This window comes from Roseobacter cerasinus (assembly GCF_009811755.1).
GTDB classification, from domain to species: domain Bacteria; phylum Pseudomonadota; class Alphaproteobacteria; order Rhodobacterales; family Rhodobacteraceae; genus Roseobacter; species Roseobacter cerasinus.
Genome location: NZ_BLIV01000007.1, coordinates 19761 through 39483, shown reverse-complemented (window position 1 = coordinate 39483; position 19723 = coordinate 19761). Strand labels below are relative to the sequence as shown.

At 63.3% G+C, this 19723-nt stretch carries 25 protein-coding genes; 4 read left to right on the top strand and 21 right to left on the bottom strand.

What is annotated here, in order from left to right; genetic code table 11:
- Window positions 1-3 precede the first annotated feature (3 nt).
- From So717_RS17020 to So717_RS16975, 10 genes are read right to left on the bottom strand one after another with little or no spacing between them, the layout of a single operon-like run.
- A complete protein-coding gene (locus tag So717_RS17020) occupies window positions 4-723 on the bottom strand; it encodes an SDR family NAD(P)-dependent oxidoreductase (protein ID WP_159979544.1) in 720 nt (239 codons plus the stop codon).
- Window positions 716-1042, bottom strand: a complete 327-nt coding sequence (locus So717_RS17015) for an ApeI family dehydratase (RefSeq protein ID WP_159979542.1) — start codon at window positions 1040-1042, stop codon at window positions 716-718. Before So717_RS17015 ends, So717_RS17020 begins: the two co-directional genes overlap by 8 nt.
- Window positions 1043-1046: 4 nt before the next feature.
- Complete coding sequence (locus tag So717_RS17010; RefSeq protein ID WP_159979540.1) at window positions 1047-1604, bottom strand: hypothetical protein; 558 nt, start codon at window positions 1602-1604, stop codon at window positions 1047-1049.
- A complete protein-coding gene (locus So717_RS17005) occupies window positions 1604-1993 on the bottom strand; it encodes a hypothetical protein (RefSeq protein ID WP_159979538.1) in 390 nt (129 codons plus the stop codon). The genes So717_RS17010 and So717_RS17005 overlap by 1 nt, the downstream gene beginning before the upstream one ends.
- A gap of 32 nt (window positions 1994-2025) precedes the next feature.
- Entirely contained in the window at window positions 2026-2553 is a 528-nt protein-coding gene (locus tag So717_RS17000; protein ID WP_159979536.1) for a DUF6622 family protein, read from the bottom strand.
- Window positions 2546-3355, bottom strand: coding sequence for a nicotianamine synthase family protein (locus tag So717_RS16995; protein WP_159979534.1), 810 nt, complete (start codon window positions 3353-3355; stop codon window positions 2546-2548). Before So717_RS16995 ends, So717_RS17000 begins: the two co-directional genes overlap by 8 nt.
- Window positions 3352-4590 (bottom strand): AMP-binding protein, encoded by a 1239-nt coding sequence (locus tag So717_RS16990; RefSeq protein ID WP_159979532.1) that lies wholly within the window; start codon window positions 4588-4590, stop codon window positions 3352-3354. Before So717_RS16990 ends, So717_RS16995 begins: the two co-directional genes overlap by 4 nt.
- Before the next feature lie 17 nt (window positions 4591-4607).
- A complete protein-coding gene (locus So717_RS16985) occupies window positions 4608-5873 on the bottom strand; it encodes a beta-ketoacyl-[acyl-carrier-protein] synthase family protein (protein WP_159979530.1) in 1266 nt (421 codons plus the stop codon).
- Window positions 5870-7006, bottom strand: coding sequence for a hypothetical protein (locus So717_RS16980; RefSeq protein ID WP_159979528.1), 1137 nt, complete (start codon window positions 7004-7006; stop codon window positions 5870-5872). Before So717_RS16980 ends, So717_RS16985 begins: the two co-directional genes overlap by 4 nt.
- Entirely contained in the window at window positions 6999-7376 is a 378-nt protein-coding gene (locus tag So717_RS16975; RefSeq protein ID WP_159979526.1) for an acyl carrier protein, read from the bottom strand. Before So717_RS16975 ends, So717_RS16980 begins: the two co-directional genes overlap by 8 nt.
- 399 nt (window positions 7377-7775) lie before the next feature.
- On the opposite strand from So717_RS16975, the gene So717_RS16970 reads away from it, so the two are divergent.
- Together So717_RS16970 and So717_RS16965 are read left to right on the top strand one after the other, a co-directional pair.
- Window positions 7776-8615, top strand: coding sequence for a LytTR family DNA-binding domain-containing protein (locus So717_RS16970; RefSeq protein ID WP_159979524.1), 840 nt, complete (start codon window positions 7776-7778; stop codon window positions 8613-8615).
- 209 nt (window positions 8616-8824) lie between these two features.
- Window positions 8825-9280: a 4'-phosphopantetheinyl transferase family protein gene (locus So717_RS16965; RefSeq protein ID WP_238841033.1), complete on the top strand. Its 456-nt coding sequence runs from the start codon at window positions 8825-8827 to the stop codon at window positions 9278-9280.
- 22 nt (window positions 9281-9302) lie between these two features.
- On the opposite strand, the gene So717_RS16960 is transcribed toward So717_RS16965, so the two are convergent.
- The 11 genes from So717_RS16960 to So717_RS16910 form a co-directional block, all read right to left on the bottom strand.
- The gene (locus So717_RS16960) at window positions 9303-10058 is read right to left on the bottom strand and encodes a hydroxymethylpyrimidine/phosphomethylpyrimidine kinase (RefSeq protein ID WP_159979520.1); all 756 of its coding nucleotides are present in this window, start codon (window positions 10056-10058) and stop codon (window positions 9303-9305) included.
- A complete protein-coding gene (locus So717_RS16955; protein ID WP_159979518.1) occupies window positions 10058-11023 on the bottom strand; it encodes a HesA/MoeB/ThiF family protein in 966 nt (321 codons plus the stop codon). Before So717_RS16955 ends, So717_RS16960 begins: the two co-directional genes overlap by 1 nt.
- Window positions 11020-11613 carry a thiamine phosphate synthase gene (locus tag So717_RS16950; RefSeq protein WP_159979516.1) on the bottom strand — a complete coding sequence of 198 codons (594 nt, stop codon included), beginning with the start codon at window positions 11611-11613 and terminating at the stop codon, window positions 11020-11022. Before So717_RS16950 ends, So717_RS16955 begins: the two co-directional genes overlap by 4 nt.
- The gene (locus So717_RS16945) at window positions 11613-12380 is read right to left on the bottom strand and encodes a thiazole synthase (RefSeq protein WP_159979514.1); all 768 of its coding nucleotides are present in this window, start codon (window positions 12378-12380) and stop codon (window positions 11613-11615) included. Before So717_RS16945 ends, So717_RS16950 begins: the two co-directional genes overlap by 1 nt.
- 3 nt (window positions 12381-12383) lie before the next feature.
- Window positions 12384-12581, bottom strand: a complete 198-nt coding sequence (thiS, locus tag So717_RS16940; protein ID WP_159979512.1) for a sulfur carrier protein ThiS — start codon at window positions 12579-12581, stop codon at window positions 12384-12386.
- On the bottom strand, window positions 12550-13515 hold the full coding sequence (locus tag So717_RS16935) for an FAD-dependent oxidoreductase (protein ID WP_159979510.1): 966 nt from the start codon (window positions 13513-13515) through the stop codon (window positions 12550-12552). Before So717_RS16935 ends, thiS begins: the two co-directional genes overlap by 32 nt.
- Complete coding sequence (gene thiC / locus So717_RS16930) at window positions 13512-15311, bottom strand: phosphomethylpyrimidine synthase ThiC (protein ID WP_159979508.1); 1800 nt, start codon at window positions 15309-15311, stop codon at window positions 13512-13514. Before thiC ends, So717_RS16935 begins: the two co-directional genes overlap by 4 nt.
- A 277-nt stretch (window positions 15312-15588) precedes the next feature.
- A complete protein-coding gene (locus So717_RS16925) occupies window positions 15589-16710 on the bottom strand; it encodes an aminodeoxychorismate synthase component I (protein WP_238841031.1) in 1122 nt (373 codons plus the stop codon).
- A 4-nt stretch (window positions 16711-16714) separates the two neighbouring features.
- On the bottom strand, window positions 16715-17008 hold the full coding sequence (locus So717_RS16920; RefSeq protein ID WP_238841029.1) for a Dabb family protein: 294 nt from the start codon (window positions 17006-17008) through the stop codon (window positions 16715-16717).
- Window positions 17009-17148: 140 nt separating this feature from the next.
- Window positions 17149-17313, bottom strand: coding sequence for a hypothetical protein (locus So717_RS16915; RefSeq protein WP_238841027.1), 165 nt, complete (start codon window positions 17311-17313; stop codon window positions 17149-17151).
- Window positions 17314-17341: 28 nt separating this feature from the next.
- Window positions 17342-17830: a fasciclin domain-containing protein gene (locus tag So717_RS16910; protein ID WP_159979503.1), complete on the bottom strand. Its 489-nt coding sequence runs from the start codon at window positions 17828-17830 to the stop codon at window positions 17342-17344.
- 87 nt (window positions 17831-17917) lie between these two features.
- Here So717_RS16910 and So717_RS16905 point away from each other — a divergent pair, with 87 nt between their 5' ends.
- Window positions 17918-18796, top strand: a complete 879-nt coding sequence (locus So717_RS16905) for a DUF6502 family protein (RefSeq protein ID WP_159979501.1) — start codon at window positions 17918-17920, stop codon at window positions 18794-18796.
- Window positions 18783-19706: a DUF5666 domain-containing protein gene (locus So717_RS16900; RefSeq protein WP_159979499.1), complete on the top strand. Its 924-nt coding sequence runs from the start codon at window positions 18783-18785 to the stop codon at window positions 19704-19706. The genes So717_RS16905 and So717_RS16900 overlap by 14 nt, the downstream gene beginning before the upstream one ends.
- The last annotated feature ends 17 nt before the right edge of the window (window positions 19707-19723 follow it).

Sequence of the window (19723 nt, the reverse complement as noted above, 5' to 3'; positions counted from 1 at the left end):
TCTTCAAATATTCTCGCCATTGCCGACCCGCAGGATGGTGCCCGTGGTGCTGATCTGCCGCGTGGCAAGGGCCAGCACCATCTGGGCAATCTCATCGGGTTGCAGGATGCGCCGCCCCGGAATGGCGCGTTTGATGGCGTTCGTGTTGTCACCTGCGAAAGCGCGGAACATCTCGGTCTCGACAAAGCCTGGCGCGACGGCATTCACCCGCACACCAAAACGCGCCGTCTCATTGGCCAGCCCCAGCGTCAGGCGATCGATGGCCGCCTTGGCGCAGCCATAGGCGATGTTGCCATCCTTGACCTTCGTCGCCGCAACCGAGCTGATGTTGATGATGTCTCCGCGCCGTGCGGCGGTCATCGCCGGGGCAAAAGCGGCGCAATAGCCCAGAACACTGCCGAAGTTGATCTGCATGATGTCCGCGATCTGCTGCGCATCGCTGTTAAGAAACAAGCCATCGCCGGTCACCCCCGCGTTGTTGACCAGGACCGCAGGTGTGGCGCGCTCCAAAACTGTCTGCGCAAAGGCCGTGATCGCCTTTGGATCAGCCCCGTCAACGGCGGTGGCCGAGATTTGCCCTCCTCCATCCGCCACCAGCGCTTGGGCGGCGTTCTCGTTTGAGCGGTAGGTGGCAATCACTTCAAAGCCAGCCTCGGCCAGCGTGATCGCAACCTGACGCCCGATGCCGCGTGTTCCGCCGGTGACAATCGCAAGATCAGCCATGGCCGTTGCCCGCATCCGTGCATACGGCACCCCGGCAGACCGTGTGCGCACCCTGCATGAGGCGGAACCGCAGCCCGCCAGCGCTGGCACTTGTCTTGAGCGTCACTGGCTCACCGTTCGGTCGGACCGGTGCCAGAAAGCTGGCGGAGACGAGATGAACGCGCGCGCCGACCATCTGCCCGATGCGCTGCAGGACCATGGCGACGGTCATCGAACCGGGCACCACAGGAAAGCCGGGGAAATGCATCTCGAACACCGGGTGATCCTCCCGGATGCGCATGGCGGAGCCGCTGTTTTCGGTGCCAGCTGACTGAAACATGGGCTCATGCATCGGCTTTGGCCTCCAGACGAGCGATGTAAAAATCGGGAAACAGGCGCGACAAAACCATCGCCGAGAGGATCAGAAGGTACTTCGCGATGAGGAAAATCGGCCAGAGCGGATGAAAGGCGGCGGCCAGCAGGCTGGCAACCAATGCAAGGCCGAAACACGTGCCCCAGATCGCACTGATCCACATGTTGATCTGCAGAAAGATCGGGCTGTCCCAATGGTCGGATGGTGTCTCGGCCTTTGCGTAGGGAATGGTGAAAGGGCGGCGCAGGGCGATGGACGTCCAGCACATACAGGTGAGCCCAAAGGGCATGATCAATGGCCAATGGGCGCGCACAACGTCCTGCGCGGACGAGAGGCTGAGTGTCGCAATCAGCGCCATACTGCCCACCACCGTCCAATCCGCCGCATAACCCTGCAAAAGCCGTCGCCCCGACAGGCACAAGCTGACCACCAGTGCCACCAAGGCCGCTTTAAACACGTTCTGATCCGTCCAGTCGAGCAGCGGCGGGAACATCAGCCACGGCAGCATGGAGATGACGATCCCCGGCATCAGGTTGCACCGACCGGAACAGGCGCCACACGCACCATCGCGAGGGGCTGCCAGGGGCCCTCCGCAAAGCGGCCACCAATCACCACCGACACCACCCTGCCTTCTGGAAAGACCCGTGCGCGCAGCGTGACAGGCCCTGTCAGCGGCATCAGCCGCAGCCGGGCTATAGACACCGGCAGCAACCGCGCGCGCCCTTCTGGCAACACATGGCGCGCGCAGCGGACGGCAAACTGGTGCAACATCTCGATGAACAATACATCAGCTGGGTAGTCTTCCATCAGTGCGGTAATGACTTGGGCATCAACCTGCACCATTCCCCGGTGGCCAGTGGGCGGCGGCACATCCCCGCAGAGATCCAGAAAATCAGGCTTGCTCTTCTGCATGGGCATGGGAACGGTCTTTTGGATCGCAAGGCCCATGGCTAGACCAACCTCAGCGGGTCGACCCGCGGCCCGGTCCAGCGCCCGCCCAACGACAGGGCATAGAGATAGGCCGCCCGCCCGACAAAGAGGCCAATGCAGCTTGCCGTGGCCAAGGTCCGGGTCAGTTGGAAGCCGAGGTCAGCGGCGACATCCGGTGCGGTGGCCGCAGTATAGCCGAACCAGTAGCTGCAGCCGAAAAACAGCAGTGAGATCACAAGCGGCGTCTTTGACCCGGGGATATCCAATACGCCATCGTCGGCGTGAAACGACGCACCTGCGCGCCGTCCCAGCCACAGTCCAATCAGGCTTGCACCGCAAACACTGCCGCCCCAGACGCTCAGGCTGATCCAAGGCGCCTGGGCTGCCGCGAAGGTGGCGTAGGCCGACCAGCCGAGGAAAATCAGCGGCATCGTCAACAGTCTGCGGGGTTTGATGCGAGCAGAGAAACACTGCATCACCCCGTAGTGAAGCACCAGAAAGAACACCAGATAGACCCAGTTCGGCGTATGTCTGAGCGCTTCAAGCATGCAGCCCCCCTGCCCCGGACCGGTGGTAGCCGGTGCTGGTGATCGGCTGCGCGGTGACGGCCCAGTCGGGTGTGATCGCATCCGTCGCGGGCAGCGGATTGGGGCGGTAGATCAATGCATTCCAGCCGCCGGTGTCCCGGTTCACGATACACAGATCCGGATTGGAGTTGGTGGCCAGAATACGCGACAAGATCGCCTCTTTCGGCGCGGCTGTCGCCGCGATCAGGACCACATCGTAGGGCGCATAGTCAAACACGCTGCCATCCGCGAGCTGGACATCAGCGCCGGAGATCCCCAGTCGGGCAAAGAAGGTTTGCGCCTGCGCCACGGCCGTGGGGGCGATATCGATGCCCGCAATCTCGGCCCCTGTCACGCGGTGATACTGCGCAAGGCTGAGCGGCATCGGCCCCGCCCCAACCTGGCACACGCGGCTCTTTGGTGACAGGGCAAGCTGGCGCAGCTCCTCCCGCGCGACCTTGCGGTAGATCTTGCGAAAAAACCCCGTCATCTCACCCAAGGGCCCCTGCTCCGCCGCAGAGAACGCATCGGGGGCGTTGGCGTACTCCTGCATCAGGCGCTCAAACATCCACTCCAGATCAAGCATCATCGACTGCGTGCGCGCTGACAGATCGCTCACATGCGGATCAGACAGCGTTAGAGGCAGGTTTTGGCGCGTGGCTTGCTCGATCTGCTGAAAGACGGCGCGATAGTGCCTGTAGAGCTGCGTGGCATAGGCCCGTTCCTTCGGCACCTGCATCAGCGGCAGCAGATCGGGAATTCTGTCCTGGACAGAGGCTATCATGCGTCTGTTCCGGTGGATTGCAGGGCCATTTCACGGTGCGTCTCGCGTCGGTCGTGCAGCAGCGGCGTCTTCCCGCGCGCCGTGTGATGACGCTCCGCTGCGCCGGTCAGGTGCAGACTGCAGACGCCCCGCCCCACTGCGGCGGCAATCGCCGGAATGCCCAGCACCGCACTTTCACAGCGTGCGGCAAAGGGCGCGTCAAGGCCGGTGCAGGCCAGCTGCAGGACGTCACGGCCAAGAGCATCGGTGGAGAGGGTGATCTGCAGATCGTCAACCAAGCAGCCCTGCGTTTCCAGACGACGGCGGATCTGCCCGACACCGACGCGCGCGCCGCCAAGGCTGAAATTGCTGTCGCAGCGCCCGTCAAGCCGCAGACGCGGACCAGCCTCATGCGCCACCAGCTGGGCACGGTCACCGATCCTGTAGCGCAGAATGGGCAGCATGGGCGACTTCAGGTCCGTGACCAGCAGCGCGCCATCTGCGTCCACCTCGAAAAAGAACCATTGGCTCAGGATTATATGCTCCCGCTCTGCCTGGGTAGGCGTGTTCACGCCCACGAAGCCCAGTTCGGAGGCGCCATAGACGCTGTAAATGTCGCAGCCGGGCCAGACCTCACGCAGGTAGCTGCGTTTGGAAGCGTGGAAGGCTTCGCCCATGAAGACAACCTTGCGCACGGGCAAGGCAACGCCACGGGTTTCGGCCAGATGTGCCAGCTGAATGATCCCGGTCGGAGAGCCAACAAGTGTGTTCACGCCAAAGGTCGACAAAAGCTCCAGCAGAGTTGCCGGATCATCCATGGTCTCCATCCGGCCTACGGGCAGGATGGTGGCGCCCACGGCCTCCAGCACGCGCGACATCCCTTCGTAGTTTTGCCCGAAACAGCCCGGCGTCAGCAGGTTGGCGGCGATGTCGCCGGACCCGAAGATATGCTCTTCCAGCAACTGGCGCGCCTGGTAGGGATAGCTGTCCTCCGTCGCGCCATGCAGGATGCGGCTGCCCATGATCACCGGTGGCTCGGTCGAGCCAGAGGTGGCAACCACATAGCACCCCGTCAAATGGCCACCGGCGACCAGCGCATCGCTCATCTTGCGCAGATCGGCCTTGGTCGAGGGCGCATAGGTGGCGGTGAAGTCCTCGTAGCTCTGCACAGGAGCCAGATCAAAGGGATAACCCGCTGCTTGATAGGCACCAATCATGGCGTTGAATTTCTGTGCATCAAAGCCGGAGTGCTGCATATTCTGTCTCCCTTGGGTCATGCGCAGCGGCTCAGCACGACAGAGGCGGCCAAGCCGCCCATCCCAAAGGAATTCTTCAGGCAGTGATCGACCTGCGCATCGCGTGTCTCCGGCACCGCATCGACGTCGCAGGCGGCATCCCGGTCGTCCAGATTGCGGGTGCCGGGGATGATACCCGCTTGAAACGACAGCAGCGTATTCAGCGTCTCCATCGCACCGGCCGCCGCGATCAGATGGCCGTGCAAGGACTTGTTGGCCGTGACCGGCACGCGGTGCGGCAATACCCGGTTGATCGCGTCCGCCTCGTGCTTGTCGTTCAACTGGGTGGAGGTGCCATGCGCGTTAACCAGCCCGATATGCTCAGGCGCGATGTCGGCGTCCTTGAGCGCCCTGCACATGGCGGCAACCATCTCCTCGGACGTGGGGTGCGGCTTGACCACGTGATTGGCATTGAGCGCCGAGCCATAGCCCGAGACTTCCATCAACGGGTCTGCCTGGCGCGCCCTGGCGGCCTCTGCACTTTCGAGCAGAAAGAGGATCGCCCCCTCAGCCGGAACATAGCCGGAGCGGCGGCTGTCAAAGGGGCGCGACAGGCAGTCCGGCTGCAACCGGTCGTCGGTTGCGATCACATCCACGGCTTCCAGACCGATGTAGTGCTCGGGCGTCACCTTTGCAGACACCCCGCCGACGATGGCGCGGTCAATCCGTCCGCTGCGAATGCTCTGGAACGCAGCGCCCAGGCTTTGCAGCGACGCAGAGCACAGCCCCGTGTGGATCATCCCCGGCCCGCGAAACGGCAAGACGCGGTGAATGCGGCGCAGCGCATTGGACGGGTCAAACGTCAGAAAGTCAGTCAGGCGGAAATGCGTCTCGATGGCCTCATCAAGATTTTCATATCCGGGACCCACCGGGTCAGGCCGAAGGGAGGTGGCAAAATCGAGCGTCTGGCAGATATCCAGAACCGGCTCGTCCACCCCCAGAAACACACCGACCCGCTCCATATCGTCAACAGACCCAGCGTCGGACATCGACGCGATGAGGCGCTGCATGGCGAGATCGGTGTAAAACAGATCACCGCATCTGCGCGCATCAGAGGGCCAGCGGATCGCGGCGTTGCCCTCTTCCGGCACACCGGCATATTTGCTGCGAAAGGAGGCGGTGTCATACTTCTCGATCGCGCGGATACCGGAGCAACCGTCGCGCAGGGCTGTGGTGATCTCATCGCCCGTCGCACCCAACGGCGTTGAGGCGCCATAGGCGGTGACAAAAACCCGGCTGCTCATGCCGCCACCTGCGCGGCTTTGGCCAGGCAGGCCGTTTTGCGCAGCGCGATCACGCCGCAGCCCGTCCCTGCGCCGGTGCCCTGCACCACAACGCTGCGTCCGCAGGCAATGGTGCCATCATGCAGCGCTGCAATGACGTCCGCCAGCGCGCTTGCGCCCGCCGAATAACCGATCTGCCGTTTGTAGCTACGGGTCTCAGCCTCAGGCATACCCTGCTGCAAGGCGGCAATCTCCGCCTCGCGCAGACGGCCCGCCCCATTGTCATAGAGCGCCACAACCGGCGTATCCGACCCATCCTGCGCGGCCCGTAACCCGCGATGCAACGCGGCCCAGTCCTCAGCCCCGGTGAACATATCGGTGCTGAATCGCGTCCGCACAAAGGTGATCTCGGCCAGAGCGCGATGACCAGTGCGCGCCAGCGTCGCCTCGGTCTCAAGCACAAGGCTTGCGGTGCCATTGACCGGATAAACCCCCTCGCCGCCCTGCTCGGGATCAGCCAAAAGGCCCATCTTGCGGAAGGCGTCGTAGTTCTCGGCGCTCAGCATATCGCCGGAGGCACACAGCAGCGCGGCACCGGCGTCAGCGGCTTCCAGGCGGTAAAACGCCTCTTCAACGAGGGTCAGCCCCCCCAGCGACATCCGGCGCAGCGGATAGCCGCCGCCCGTCAGCCCGAACAGCTTTGACAGATGGTACAACGTGTTGGTGGGCAGCTTGCGGAACAACCGCAACGGATGCGTTGTCTCGGCCACCTCGCCAAGCCGGTGGTAAAGCGCGGCACTGTCGATGCCCGGCGCGCGGGCTTTGCGGAAGGCATCGAGCACTTCATGAAAGTCGCGCACGGTTTCCGTGTTGGTGAACACCGTGAAGACCTGTTTGATCTCATCCGGGAAAGGCGAGGAGCCCTCGGCCATCTCCATCGCGTGGGATGCTGCCATCAGGCCCCGGATGGTGATATCCGTCAGAATCGCACGGTCTTCCCGGGCCACGCGGGCCGCCAGTGCTTTGGGCAACCGCACCTTACGCGCATCCTGCCGCCCGTCGGGGGTCGCTGGCGCGGCCTGCCCGTCAAAGGCCGCGTGCGCCCGCGCCCAGGCATCATCGATGCCGACACCTGTGACAAAAACCCTAGCCACCGATCACAGCCTCGACCTGTTTGGCGCAGAAGGCAGGCGTCCAGTACCGGGTCAACTGCTGCGGTGGCAGCGGGTCATCTGCCTCAATGTCCAGCGCCGTCTGAACCCGAGACCAGCCCGTTTTTGTCCATTTGCCATCGGCAAAGAGCGTGGGATCGGTCGAGAAGTGATTGACCGGCCACAACTCCTCTGGCTTGATGCGCGGGTCGATCTGCTGCTGCAATTCATAACACAGATCGATGAAGTCGATGGATGTGAACCCGATATCTTCGAAGGGCTTGGCATCCTCAATCTCGGCCGGGTCGTCGAGAAAGAGGATATCCGCGGTAATTGATTTGATCTTCTGAATGCACATGACTGCGATCTCCATCTGTCTGGCCGCACCGGGTCCGGTGGTCCGAGGCACGGCCTTGCCAAAAAATCCGAGCGTCGAATGACTGGGAGTTTGCTATCAGGGTGTCGCCGTTGCCCAGAAGGCCGCCTGCGCCAGCGCGCAAAGAACTTCGCGAATGCCATTCGCGAAGGGTTTGCCTGAAGAATCGGCACGCGAGCGCGCCAGTGGCGAAAGTCTGCGACCCGGCGGCGACAGGCTGGACAGGCTATGGCAACATCTTAAACTGCTCTGCACGACGTGAGACGACACCAGGATTTGACCCCCACGGTTGCAGTGCGACCGCGCCAAAGGATCAGCTGACGCACCCGATCTATTCCGCTGTGACATCCCTTTGGTTGGCGCACCTCGACCGACAGGACGAAAAGGGTACCCATCATGATCGAACGCCGGATGGCTGCGCGCGCCACCCTGTCTGTTGCCAGCTACTTTCTAGCCCCGATGGGTCTTGTGATCCTTCTTGCATTTCTGGGTGTGCCCGGATTGGAACCGGCCCTGCCCTTCGGGAGCAATCTGCTGTTCTGGGCTCTGGTGATTTGCACAAACTGGGTGCTGTGCGATCTGGCAATCCAGAAAATCGACGCAACGCTGCGCCCCGATCTCTTCGCGCGCAGCTATGCCGTGCCCCTTGTGGGCAGTTTGGTGGTGCTGGTCCCGCAGATCGGTGTGGTCCTCTTCTGTCTGGAGCTGTTTTCGCAGGGGCGCTATACATTCGATCCCGTCATGCTGACCCTGCGCGTCGCCGGTGTCTCTGCTGTTTTGTCTGTGCTCTTGTTCAACCTAGGCCAACAGACCCCCCCCGGGGGCACCTACACGCCTTCTGATTTGGGCACGCGCTTTCCGGCAAGCCGGGACAGCACCCCCGCGACATCAAAGCTGCGCCGGAAGCTCAGCAGTGAAGTTGGCGGCAACATCCTCTGGGTCCGCTCCGAGGATCATTATCTGCGCGTCACCTCTGCGCAGGGACAGAGCGCGCTGGTTCTGGGAAAACTGTCAGATGTGGCGCGCGAGTTCTCGCGCGAGGGGGTGCAGGTGCATCGGTCCTGGTGGGTGGCGCACCGCGCAGTGATGGGGGTGACCTACGGCAGCTCCTCCGAGCTGGCCCTCTCGGACGGGACCACCGTCCCAGTCGGGCGCAGCTTTCTCGCTCAGGTCCGGGCCTGTGGCTTCCAAGAGACGAATGACGTCAATTGCGGACGGCAGGCTGAACAGACTTGATGTCACGCGACGGTGGTCGCCTCGACCTTTGGCTTTTTGCACTGGATGTTTCACCGCAGCGCCTTGGGAGGCTCCAAGAAACCCTGTCAGGGGATCAGATCATCCGCATGCGACAGCTCAGCACAGAGCGTGAGCGCGCGCGCTACGTTGCGATGCATGGGCGGGTCAGGCAGGTGCTGGGTCAACGGTTGGGCAGGTCGCCCCAAGACGTGCGACTGAACACAACCCCGTCCGGCAAACCCTGCCTGCCCGATGCACCGCAGCTTGGCTACAGTATCTCACACTGTCACGGCTGGGGGCTTTTGGGGTTGGCGGTCGAAACCGAGATCGGCGTCGATCTGGAGCGGGTCACCAGCCGCCGGGTCCGACTGGCGGAGCTGATCCTGTCAGAGGAAGAACGATTGGCCTGGGCCACTTGCCCTGAGAATACCCGCGCGGAGTGGATCACACGCGCCTGGGTCCGCAAAGAGGCATTGCTCAAAGCCACCGGTACCGGCTTGGGGACGAGACTGACGGATATAAACGTCATGAGCGCGGCTGGGATGCAGGAGCGCATGGTCGATCTGACCGGGCCGCCGACCTATGTTGGCGCGGCACATCTCCTCCGCAGCGCGCGCGCTGCGGAGCTGCACATACACACGCCCCAGCTGTCCATGGCAGCGTAAAAGATGCGCTATTGCCGAAGGGTCACCGCCCTCTTGTCGCGCGGCTGCAGGCTTGGTCAGATGAGTGCACCAACCAGTCCTGCACAAATAGCTTTGCCTTGCCGCAGGCGTCATCCAGCGCTGCACCCTGAATCAAGTGGCACGCAATCGCCGTTGCCAAAGTGCAGCCTGTGCCGCGCCGTGTCACCCGCAGCCTCGGCGCCTCGAACGCCCGGCGCTGCCCGCGGTGATAGAGATGATCCACCGACTGTGCGCCAAGGCCATGCCCGCCCTTGATCAGGACCGCACCGATACCCATCGATTGCATCTGCCCCGCCTGACGGGCCATCGCATCCGTATCCGCAGCAAGCGCTTGCCCTGTCAGCGCTGCCGCCTCTGGCAGGTTCGGGGTGAGCAGATCGACCTGGGCCAAGAGGTCACCCGGAAGACCGCCCCGGATCAGCGCTCCACCCGAACTGGATTTGAGAACCGGATCCATCACCGTCGGGATCGACCGCTCTGCCAGCCACTCCGCCACCGCTTGCGCAGTTTCGGTGGTCCCCAAGGCACCGATCTTGACGGCATCAAGGGCCCCAGATTGCGCTGCCGCGTCCAGTTGACGGAGAACCACGGGCGCAGCGACGGCCTGTTGATCGACAAATTGCGCGTTGGTCTGGGCTGTCACCACCGTGACAACCGGCGCAACCTCAACGCCAAAGGCGCTGGCTACAGTGGTGTCCCGCGTCAGCCCCGCACCTCCGCTGCAGTCAGTCCCGGCAATGACCAGAAGACGCGGCATCAGCAGGCCGTGGCCGCCATCAGGGCCAGCCGGTCGTGCCCCTGATCCTGAAGACTGGCCGCAAGCCGCCAGGCACGCAGGCCGGTCGCGCAGCCCAGCACAAGGCGCCGCCCCGGTTGCTGCGGCAGTGATCGCACCTCGGCTGCGCTGAGGCGGAGCGCGGTGGGGATCATATCCTGTGGCGCTTCATTGCGGTCGCGCAGATCGACCACCATATCGCTGCCGGTCAGCATGCGTCGGGAGAGGTAACTCAAAGGTTGCGCAGGCTCGGTAGCATCCAGAAAGCTAAAGCCACCGAATTGCAGGTTTGCCAGATCCAGTGTGACCATCTGCCCAAGTGCAGGCGAGGCTGCATCCAGCAGCAGCTTCAGCGCCAATTGCGCCTGCAACGCCCCAACAACCCCAACAACCGGGCCAAGCACGCCAGCCGTGGCACAGGTCGCCCCATTGACCGGAGGGTCGGGAAACACGGCCCGCAGAGACGGCGCGCCTGCGCAAAATGCACCGACATACCCGGATTGCCCCAGCGCGCTGGCTGAGATCAGCGGTGTGCCCGCATCCCGGCACGCGTCGGACAGGATGTAGGAGACCGCAAAGCTGTCAGCCGCATCTATGACCACATCCGCTGACTGCGCCAGATCCGGCGCGTTATCTGGCGTCAGCGCGGTGCAATGTCCCTGCACCAGACACTCCGGATTGAGCGCGCGCAGGGCGTCCGAGGCGGCTTCTGCCTTGGCGCGCCCCAGATCCGTCATACGGTAGAGCGGCTGACGGTGCAGATTGCTTTCCTCGATTGTGTCGGGGTCCAAAATGGTGATCCGGCCCACGCCAGCTCCCGCGAGATACTGCAGCGCCGGGCAGCCGAGCCCCCCCGCACCGACCACCACCACATGCACCGCGCGCAGCCGTGCCTGCCCGGTTTCACCGACCTCCGGCAGCATCATCTGGCGCGCATAGCGGGTCATGGCGCGCAGGCTTCAATCCAGGCGCGGGTGCGCGCCTCGAGGTCAGGCGCCTGCTGGATGTCCGTCACCACGGCAACACTGTCCGCACCGGCGGCAAACACGCCCGGAAGGCGATCAATGGTCAGGCCACCAATCGCCACAAGCGGCACATCGCCCACGCGGCGCTTCCAATCGCGCACCCGGTCCAGCCCCTGCGGGGCCCATTTCATCTGTTTCAACAGGGTTTCATAGACCGGGCCGAGGGCCACATAGGCCGGATCAAGGGACAACGCGCGCTCAAGCTCATCCTCATCATGGGTCGAGAGGCCAAAGCGCACGCCCGCATGGCGCAGGGCGGCGAAATCAGCCTGATCCATGTCTTCCTGCCCGAGGTGCACGAAGTTGCAATTCAGATCCAGCGCCGCCTGCCAGTGATCATTGACCACCAGTTGCGCCCCATGCACCGCGCAGTGATCCCGCGCGCGGGCAATCTGGCGGCGGGTCTCAGCCTCGGAGGCGTCCTTGAGGCGCAGCTGCACCAGCTTCACGCCCTGCGGCACCAAAAGTTCAAGCCGCCCGACGTGGCCCACGATGAGGTAAAACCGCTCCATCAGGCCAACTCCGCCAGTCCGAGGACGGGCGTGGAGGGCACGGCCATATCGCGCGGCTCCATCGGGTCGGCGGCATGGGCAAGACGCCCTGCGTCGATGGCCTGCGCCATCGCTTGCGCCATCTGCGCCGGATCACCCGCCTTGGCGACCGCCGTGTTCAGGAGCACCGCATCCATGCCAAGCTCCATCGCCTGCGCCGCATCCGAGGGGCGCCCGATGCCCGCATCCACGATCAGCGGCGTATCAGGGAAATGCGCGCGCATCGCGCGCAGCGCATCGGGGTTGCGCAGCCCCTGCCCCGAGCCAATGGGCGCGCCCCAAGGCATCAACACCTGACATCCTGCCTCCAACAGTTTCTCCCCCACCACAAGATCATCGGTGGTGTAGGGAAAGACGTCGAACCCTTCGGCCACAAGCACCCGCGCCGCCTCAACCAGACCAAAGACATCCGGTTGCAACGTGTCGGAATGACCAATCACCTCCAGCTTGATCCAGGTCGTGCCAAAAAGCTCCCGCGCCATCTGGGCGGTCGTGATAGCCTCCGCCGCTGAGTGGCATCCGGCCGTGTTGGGCAGGATGCGGCACCCGCTGTGTTGCAGGAGCGACCAGAAGGCCTGCCCCGCCCCATCCGCCGCTTCGCGCCGCAGCGACACGGTGATGATCTCCGTTCCGCTGCTGCGAATGGCCTCGGCCAGAACCGCCGGGCTGGGGTATTGCGCGGTGCCGAGGAGCAGTCGCGACGTGATATCGACGCCGTAAAGGAGCATGACCTACCCTCCCTGCATCGGAGAGAGCACTTCCAGCCGGTCGCCAGCGGCCAGCTGCGTGCTCTCCCGGCTGTTGCGCGGAACAAAGGTGCCGTTCAGCGCCGTGGCGATAGCGGGGCTGAGAAAGCCCAGCTCGGTCAGCGCATCGCTCAACGCGCGGCTTTGAACCTCATGCGGTTGTGAGTTCACGATGATCTTCATGGGATATCTCCGATATCAGACGGTCGGCGGCCTGTGCCGCCATGGCCGGTGCCAGCAGGAAGCCGTGGCGGTAAAGGCCGTTGAGATGAAGGCTGCCGTCGTGGTGCAAAATGCGCGGCAGGTTGTCGGGAAAGGCCGGGCGCAGGCCGACGCCGGTCTCAACCACCGACGCCTCGGCAAAGGCCGGGTGCAGCGTGTAGGCTGCGCCCAACAGATCCGACAGAGAGCGCAGCGTGATCGGGCGGGTCGAGCCGCTTTCGATCATGGTCGCGCCGATCATGTAGACGCCTTCGCCCCGTGGTACGAGGTAGAGCGGCACGCGCGGATGCAGCAGGCGGACGGTGCGGGTAATATCAACATCCGGAGCCTGCAGAATGGCCATCTCACCGCGCACCGGTCGCAGCTCCGGCAGTTGAGCGGCGCCACCGGTACAGATCAAATCCACCTCCGCTGGCGCCGGGGTGTTGTACTGGATTTCGACACCCTTTTTCTGCAACAGAGCCGCCAGATCTCGCATGGCGCGGCGCGGGTCCAGATGCGCCTCTTCAGCAAAGAACAGCCCTTGGGAAAACCGCCCCGCAAGTGCCGGTTCCAAATCCGCGATCTCCGCCGAACTGACATGTCGATGCTCCGTCGTGCGTCGAGCAAAGCGGGTCAGCTCCGACCGGTCGCGCGGGGATGCGACCACCAGCGTTCCACGCCGGGTGACGGGCGTTACCTCCGCCCACCAAGCCGCCGCCTGACGCCCGAGGCGCACCACGTCTTCCTCGGCGCTTTCGCCCTCGCAGAAGGGCGCTAGCATCCCGCCCGCATAGCGCGAGACGCTGCCTGCGCCGGGCGCGCCCGCGTCATAGACAGTGACCTCGTGCCCCCGCTGCACCAGCTCCCAGGCGGTGGCGAGGCCCGCGAGCCCCGCCCCCGCGATACGGATCATTCCTCCGCCTCTTCGACCGGCATGTAGAGGTCGCCGCCTTCGCGGAACTTCGCCGCCATCGCATCCATGCCTTCCTTCTGCGCTTCGGCGCGGATGTCGTGGCTAATCCGCATGGAGCAGAATTTCGGCCCGCACATGGAGCAGAAATGCGCCACCTTGTGTGCTTCTTTCGGCAGGGTCTGGTCGTGGAAGTCGCGCGCTGTGTCCGGGTCAAGCGACAGGTTGAACTGATCCTCCCAGCGGAACTCGAACCGTGCGCGAGAGAGCGCATCATCGCGCCGCTGCGCGCCCGGCAGCCCCTTGGCCAGATCAGCGGCATGCGCGGCGATCTTATAAGTGATCACCCCGGTTTTCACGTCATCCCGGTCGGGCAGGCCCAGATGTTCCTTGGGCGTCACATAGCAGAGCATGGCACAGCCAAACCAGCCGATCATCGCAGCCCCAATGCCGGAGGTGATGTGGTCGTACCCCGGCGCTATGTCCGTTGTGAGCGGCCCAAGCGTGTAGAACGGCGCCTCGTGGCAGCATTCCAGCTGCTTTTCCATGTTTTCCTTGATCTTGTGCATGGCCACATGGCCCGGCCCTTCGATCATCACCTGACAATCCTTGGCCCAGGCGATCTTGGTCAGCTCACCCAGCGTCTCCAGCTCAGCGAATTGCGCTTCATCATTGGCATCGGCGATGGAACCGGGGCGCAGACCATCCCCGAGAGAGAACGACACATCATAGGCGCGGCAGATTTCGCAGATCTCTTCGAAATGCTCGTAGAGGAAGCTTTCCTTGTGGTGATGCAGGCACCATTTGGCCATGATCGATCCGCCGCGCGACACGATGCCCGTCACACGCTCCACCGTCATCGGGACCATGTGCAGCCGCACACCGGCGTGGATGGTGAAGTAATCCACCCCTTGCTCAGCCTGTTCGATCAGCGTGTCGCGGAAGACCTCCCATGTGAGGTCTTCGGCGATGCCGTTCACCTTTTCCAGCGCCTGATAGATCGGCACGGTGCCGATGGGCACCGGAGAATTGCGGATGATCCATTCGCGAGTGTTGTGGATGTTGCGCCCGGTTGAGAGGTCCATGACCGTATCGGCCCCCCAGCGGATCGCCCAGACCAGTTTTTCCACCTCTTCCTCCATCGAGGAGGTCACCGCAGAGGTGCCCATATTGGCATTGATCTTCACCAGAAAGTTGCGCCCGATGATCATCGGCTCGGTCTCGGGGTGGTTGATGTTCGCGGGGATGATGGCGCGCCCCGCCGCGACCTCGTCCCGCACGAACTCCGGCGTGACATAGTCGGGGATGTTCGCGCCAAAGTCCTCGCCATCCCGCGCCTCAGCCACAGCCTCGCGCAGTTGGTTCTCGCGGATCGCAATGAACTCCATTTCGGGCGTCACGATGCCCGCGCGGGCATAGGCGAGCTGCGTCACGGCCTTGCCATCCTTGGCCCGCAGGGGCCGCGGGCGGATCGGGAATTCCGGGGTGAGCCGGTCGCCGGAGACAAAGCCGTTGTCTTCAGGTTTCACGTCGCGCCCCTCATAGCTCTCTACATCACCACGCGCCTCGATCCAGGCGCGGCGCAGGGGCGCGAGGCCCTGGTTGATATCCGTGAGAACATTGGGGTCGGTGTAGGGCCCGGAGGTGTCATAGACCGGCAGCGGCGGCTCCCCCGCCGTTGGGTGCACCGAAATCTCGCGCATCGGCACGCGGATGTCGGGATGCTGGCTGCCGTTCACGTAGATCTTGCGCGACGCGGGCAGTTCGTCGGTGGTGATCTGCGGGGTTGCGATGTTCATTTTGGCGCTCCTCAAGCTCAGGTCTCAAAAAGACACCAGATGAGTTTGGAGAGGAGGCGAAGGCAGGATTTGCCTTACTATCGGGAGGTACGAAGTCGTTTCGTGCCACCCTATGCTTCCTACGCCAGTGTCAACTGGGTCAGGTTCAAAGGGTCGCATCACCGGGCAAATGCCCTGTCAGCCTCTCAGTCCCCTCAGGCGGGACTCCCCTGCGTGCCTCTTGTGTAGGACAGCGGATTTCATTGCGCAACCCGTCTTGCGCAGAACGCGACCAGCCTCAGCACAGATCGGCAAACCGGGATTTCAGCAGCGCCTCGCGATACTCCGCCTCGGCCGTGCTGTCATAGACCACACCGCCGCCGACGTTGAGCCGGACTGTGCCGTCCGGTTTGCAATGCAGCGTGCGGATGGCGACGTTGAACTCCATCGCGCCACCCGGGGCAATCCAGCCGATCGATCCGCAATACGCCGCGCGCGGACCCGCCTCCACATCATGAATGATCTGCATGGCCCGGATCTTGGGCGCGCCAGTGACGGACCCGCAGGGAAACAGCGCCTCAAAGATATCGCGGATCTTAACACCCGCCCGCAGCTGCGACGTGATGCGCGAGGTCATCTGGTGCACCGTGGCAAAACGCTCGACCGTGAAGAGCTCCGGCACCTTGACCGAGCCAATCTCGGACACCCGGCTCATGTCATTGCGCAACAGATCCACAATCATCAGGTTTTCCGCGCGGTCCTTTTCCGATTGCATGAGGCCTGAGCGCAGGGCCGCATTCTCTGCTTCCGTACCCCCGACCGGGGCGGTCCCTTTCATTGGGCGGGCCGTCAGCGTTCCTTCGGCGGACAGCGAAAAGAACAGCTCGGGCGAGCGGGACAAAAGAACCGTGTCCTCCAGAGCAACAAAAGCGCCATGCGGGACCGCCTGACGCCACTGCAGGCGCTGATAGAGTGCTGCGGGGGACCCCTGCAGCTGCGCGGAGATCGGGAAGGTCAGATTGGCTTGATAGATATCGCCAGCCACAATATGGGCGTGCACGATCTCAAACGCCTGAGCATAGCGTGTAGCTGCCCACAAAGGTTTGATATCGTGAAGCTTTGCAGCTTCATCTGAGGCGAAAGGCGATGCAGGCTCAGGCGCGTCGAACACCCCAAAGTGCAGCAGCGGCAGATCCCGGTTCTGGGGCAACAACGGCTCAAGCTTGGTCGAGAGCAGATACCCCAGCTCGTAGCTGGCGTAGCCTGCCAGCCAATAGCCATCCGCCTGCGCCTGTTGAAGGGCATCAAAGGCATGCGTGACCTCCGCCGCGGTCTCCGCCCGAATGACGCGCAGCGGCTTTGCAAACCGCGTGCCTGCCCCCAGCGGTCCGCGATCAAAGATCAGCTCGGATGTGTTCAATCGCCTAGAAGTCCGCCGCTATCCGCAGCTCGCGCAGCGGTCTGACCACGTCAATCGCCTGTTGGTAGATCGGGTGCGCCTTGTAGGCGCTCAGCGCGGCGTCATCTGCAAACTCCGCATAGACCACGACGTCAACTTCGCCAGAGATGGCGTCAACCCGCTTGTTGCGCACCACCTCGAAATGATTGGAGTGAGGGATCTCACGCAGCAGGTTCAGGCCGTCAACGATACGGTCGATGTCATCAGGGTTTGCAGCGCTGAAGAAAACCACATGTCGAATGAACTCTCTGTCTGCCACGCACCAAGCCCCCGATCTCTGAGTCGATCTCTGCCGGGAGATGTCGCGCGCAGGCGCAGGAGTTGCAAGGGGCATTAGATGCAATTTGGAGCGGGCACCTCATGCGGCGGACCAGACGCCGCAAGGCGCCCGGTCCAGCCCTATTGGAAAAGGAAATCCTCCTCCGTCAGATCGAGACATGCGCCATCGTCATCCGTGACACCGAACTCCAACGGCGCGACCTCTGGTCTGATGAAGCTCGCCGGTCGTGCGATGTGCCCGTCGGCAAAGAGGTTTGCCGATGAGCAACCTGTGAATGTGAGCATGTTCACTTCCGTCTCCTCCCTGGGCGGGTCAAGGCAGCAGCACTTTGTCGATCACGTGAATGACGCCATTGGAGGCGGCGATATCAGCACCGATCACGGTGGCATCATTGGCCTTGACGCCGTTGCGCCCGTCCACATGCACGGCTTTGCCATTGACCGTCGCCGGGCTCAGCCGTTTGCCCGCCACATCAGCGGCCATGACCTTCCCGGGCAGCACGTGATAGGTCAGGATCGCGGTCAGCTGGTCCTTGTTTTCTGGTTTCAGCAACGTCTCGACCGTGCCTTCAGGCAGCGCGGCAAAGGCTGCGTCGGTGGGAGCAAAGACGGTGAAGGGCCCATCGCTTTTCAAGGTCTCGACCAGATCCGCCGCGTCCACAGCGGCGACCAGCGTGTTGAACGTGCCTGCGGACTGGGCAACCTCAACAATGTCGGGGGTGCGCGGCGTTGTGGTTGCGCAGCCCGCAATGGCCAACATGGCGACAAGGGCTGCAGCTTTGATACCGGAAAACAGGGTCATGGGATGGTCTCCTTGGTTGAGCGTGTGCTTTTTACACACGAGTATGAGCAGATACTTGGGACACTCCGACGCATTGGCAAGTTTTTTGTGGAATTTTTTCACACCCTCGCCCATCTTCACGTCATGACCGGGCGTGACCCCTTCTCGCAATCGGGCCTGTTTGAACGGGCCGTGCGGCGCATTCTGCGCCCGCTTGTGCGTGCGCTGATCGCGCAAGGGGTTACAGCACCCGCGCTCTACAGGATCGTGAAACAGACCTATGTGGAGGTGGCAGCCGAAGATCTTGGCGCCGAGGCCACAGACAGCCGCATCAATGTGATGACCGGTGTGCATCGACGCGACGTCAAGGACTTCCGCGCCCGCGACGCCAGCGAGAACACGGAAACCCAACGCAAGGTGTCGATCCTGCTGACAGTTGTGGGGCGCTGGATGTCGGATCCGGCCTATATGGACGCTGGCGCCCCGCAGGCCCTGCCCCGCTTTGCCACAGACGGGACCAGCTTCGAGGCGCTGGTGCAATCCATCAGCCGCGACATTCGCCCCCGGACCGTGCTGGATGAATTGACCCGGCAGGGCATCGCCGTGCTGGAGGATGATCACGTGCGGCTGCTGCTTGAGGGTCTGGTCGGATCTGCAGACACCGATCAGAAGCTGCATTTGTTTGCGCAGAATCTGGGCGATCATATGCAGGCGGCGGTGGACAACCTGCTCTCTGCTGATCCGCAGTTTCTGGAACGCGCGGTGTTCTACAACCACCTCGATCCGACATCGGTTGATGATATCGAGGCGGAGACGCGGCGCATCGGCCAGGACGCCCTGCGCGCGATCAACACCCGTGCGGCCCAGCATCAGGCGCGGGATCACGACACACCCGCTGCCACCCAGCGTTTCAGATTTGGCGTCTTCTTTTACAGGGAAGACGATGGCCCTGGCGCAAAAGGACGTTCAGAAGATGAAGACCGGTAAATTCTCCCGCCGCTCCGCCCTGGCCGCCGGGCTGTCAGGGCTTCTTCTGCCGCAGATCGCCTGGCCACAGCCCACCGAACGGGAGCTTGAAGGCGGGATTGGGGGCACCGGCATTGTCGGGGTGCTCACCGAGTTCGGCAGCCTGATTGTCAGCGGCAACCGGGTTCAGACAGACGGCCAGACCCGGTTCAGCGACGGGTTTGGAGTGATGGCACAAAGCGATCTTCGGGTTGGCGACAGCCTCACCGTTGAGGCCGCAGGCCCCAAAGAGGCGCTTGTGGCGCGGCGCGTGCATGTCACCTATCCGCTGGTCGGCACGATTTCGGGCCTGTCGCAGACCGGCGGCCTGACGGTCAACGGGGTCAGCGTGCGTGCCCCCGGCGGATGGGCTGGGCTGAGTGTTGGTGACAGGGTCGCAGTGTCCGGTCTCTGGCGCGGTCAAGAGGTGATCGCAAGCCGGATCGCGCCCACCGAGAGAACAGACGATCTGATATCTGGGGACGTGGCACAGGCCTTTACCAGCATTCGTGTAGGGCCGGTGCGGTTGCGCGGTCGCGGCATTGCCGGCCTGCCAGACGGATCATTTGCCAGCGCGACGGGGCAGTTCGACCCCGAAAGTGGCCGTTTCCGTGTCACCGATCTGACAAACACCCGGTTTGTCGGCGCGGCGGGAGCTTTAACGCGGCTGTCGATTGAGGGGTTCCTTGCCCCGACACGCGCGGCACCTGGATACCGCATATCCGGCCTTGGTCACAGCTTTGAACGCAGGCTCGATCTGAGCCCATATGCACAAGGCCGCGTTCTGTTCAACGGCGGCTATACCGGGCGGTTTGCAGCCGAGACAGCCCTTGTCCTGCCGGCAGGCAGATCCGAGCGCCGCCGGGTTCTGCGCAATCTGGCAGCCGGATAAAAGCGACGACTTCGAAT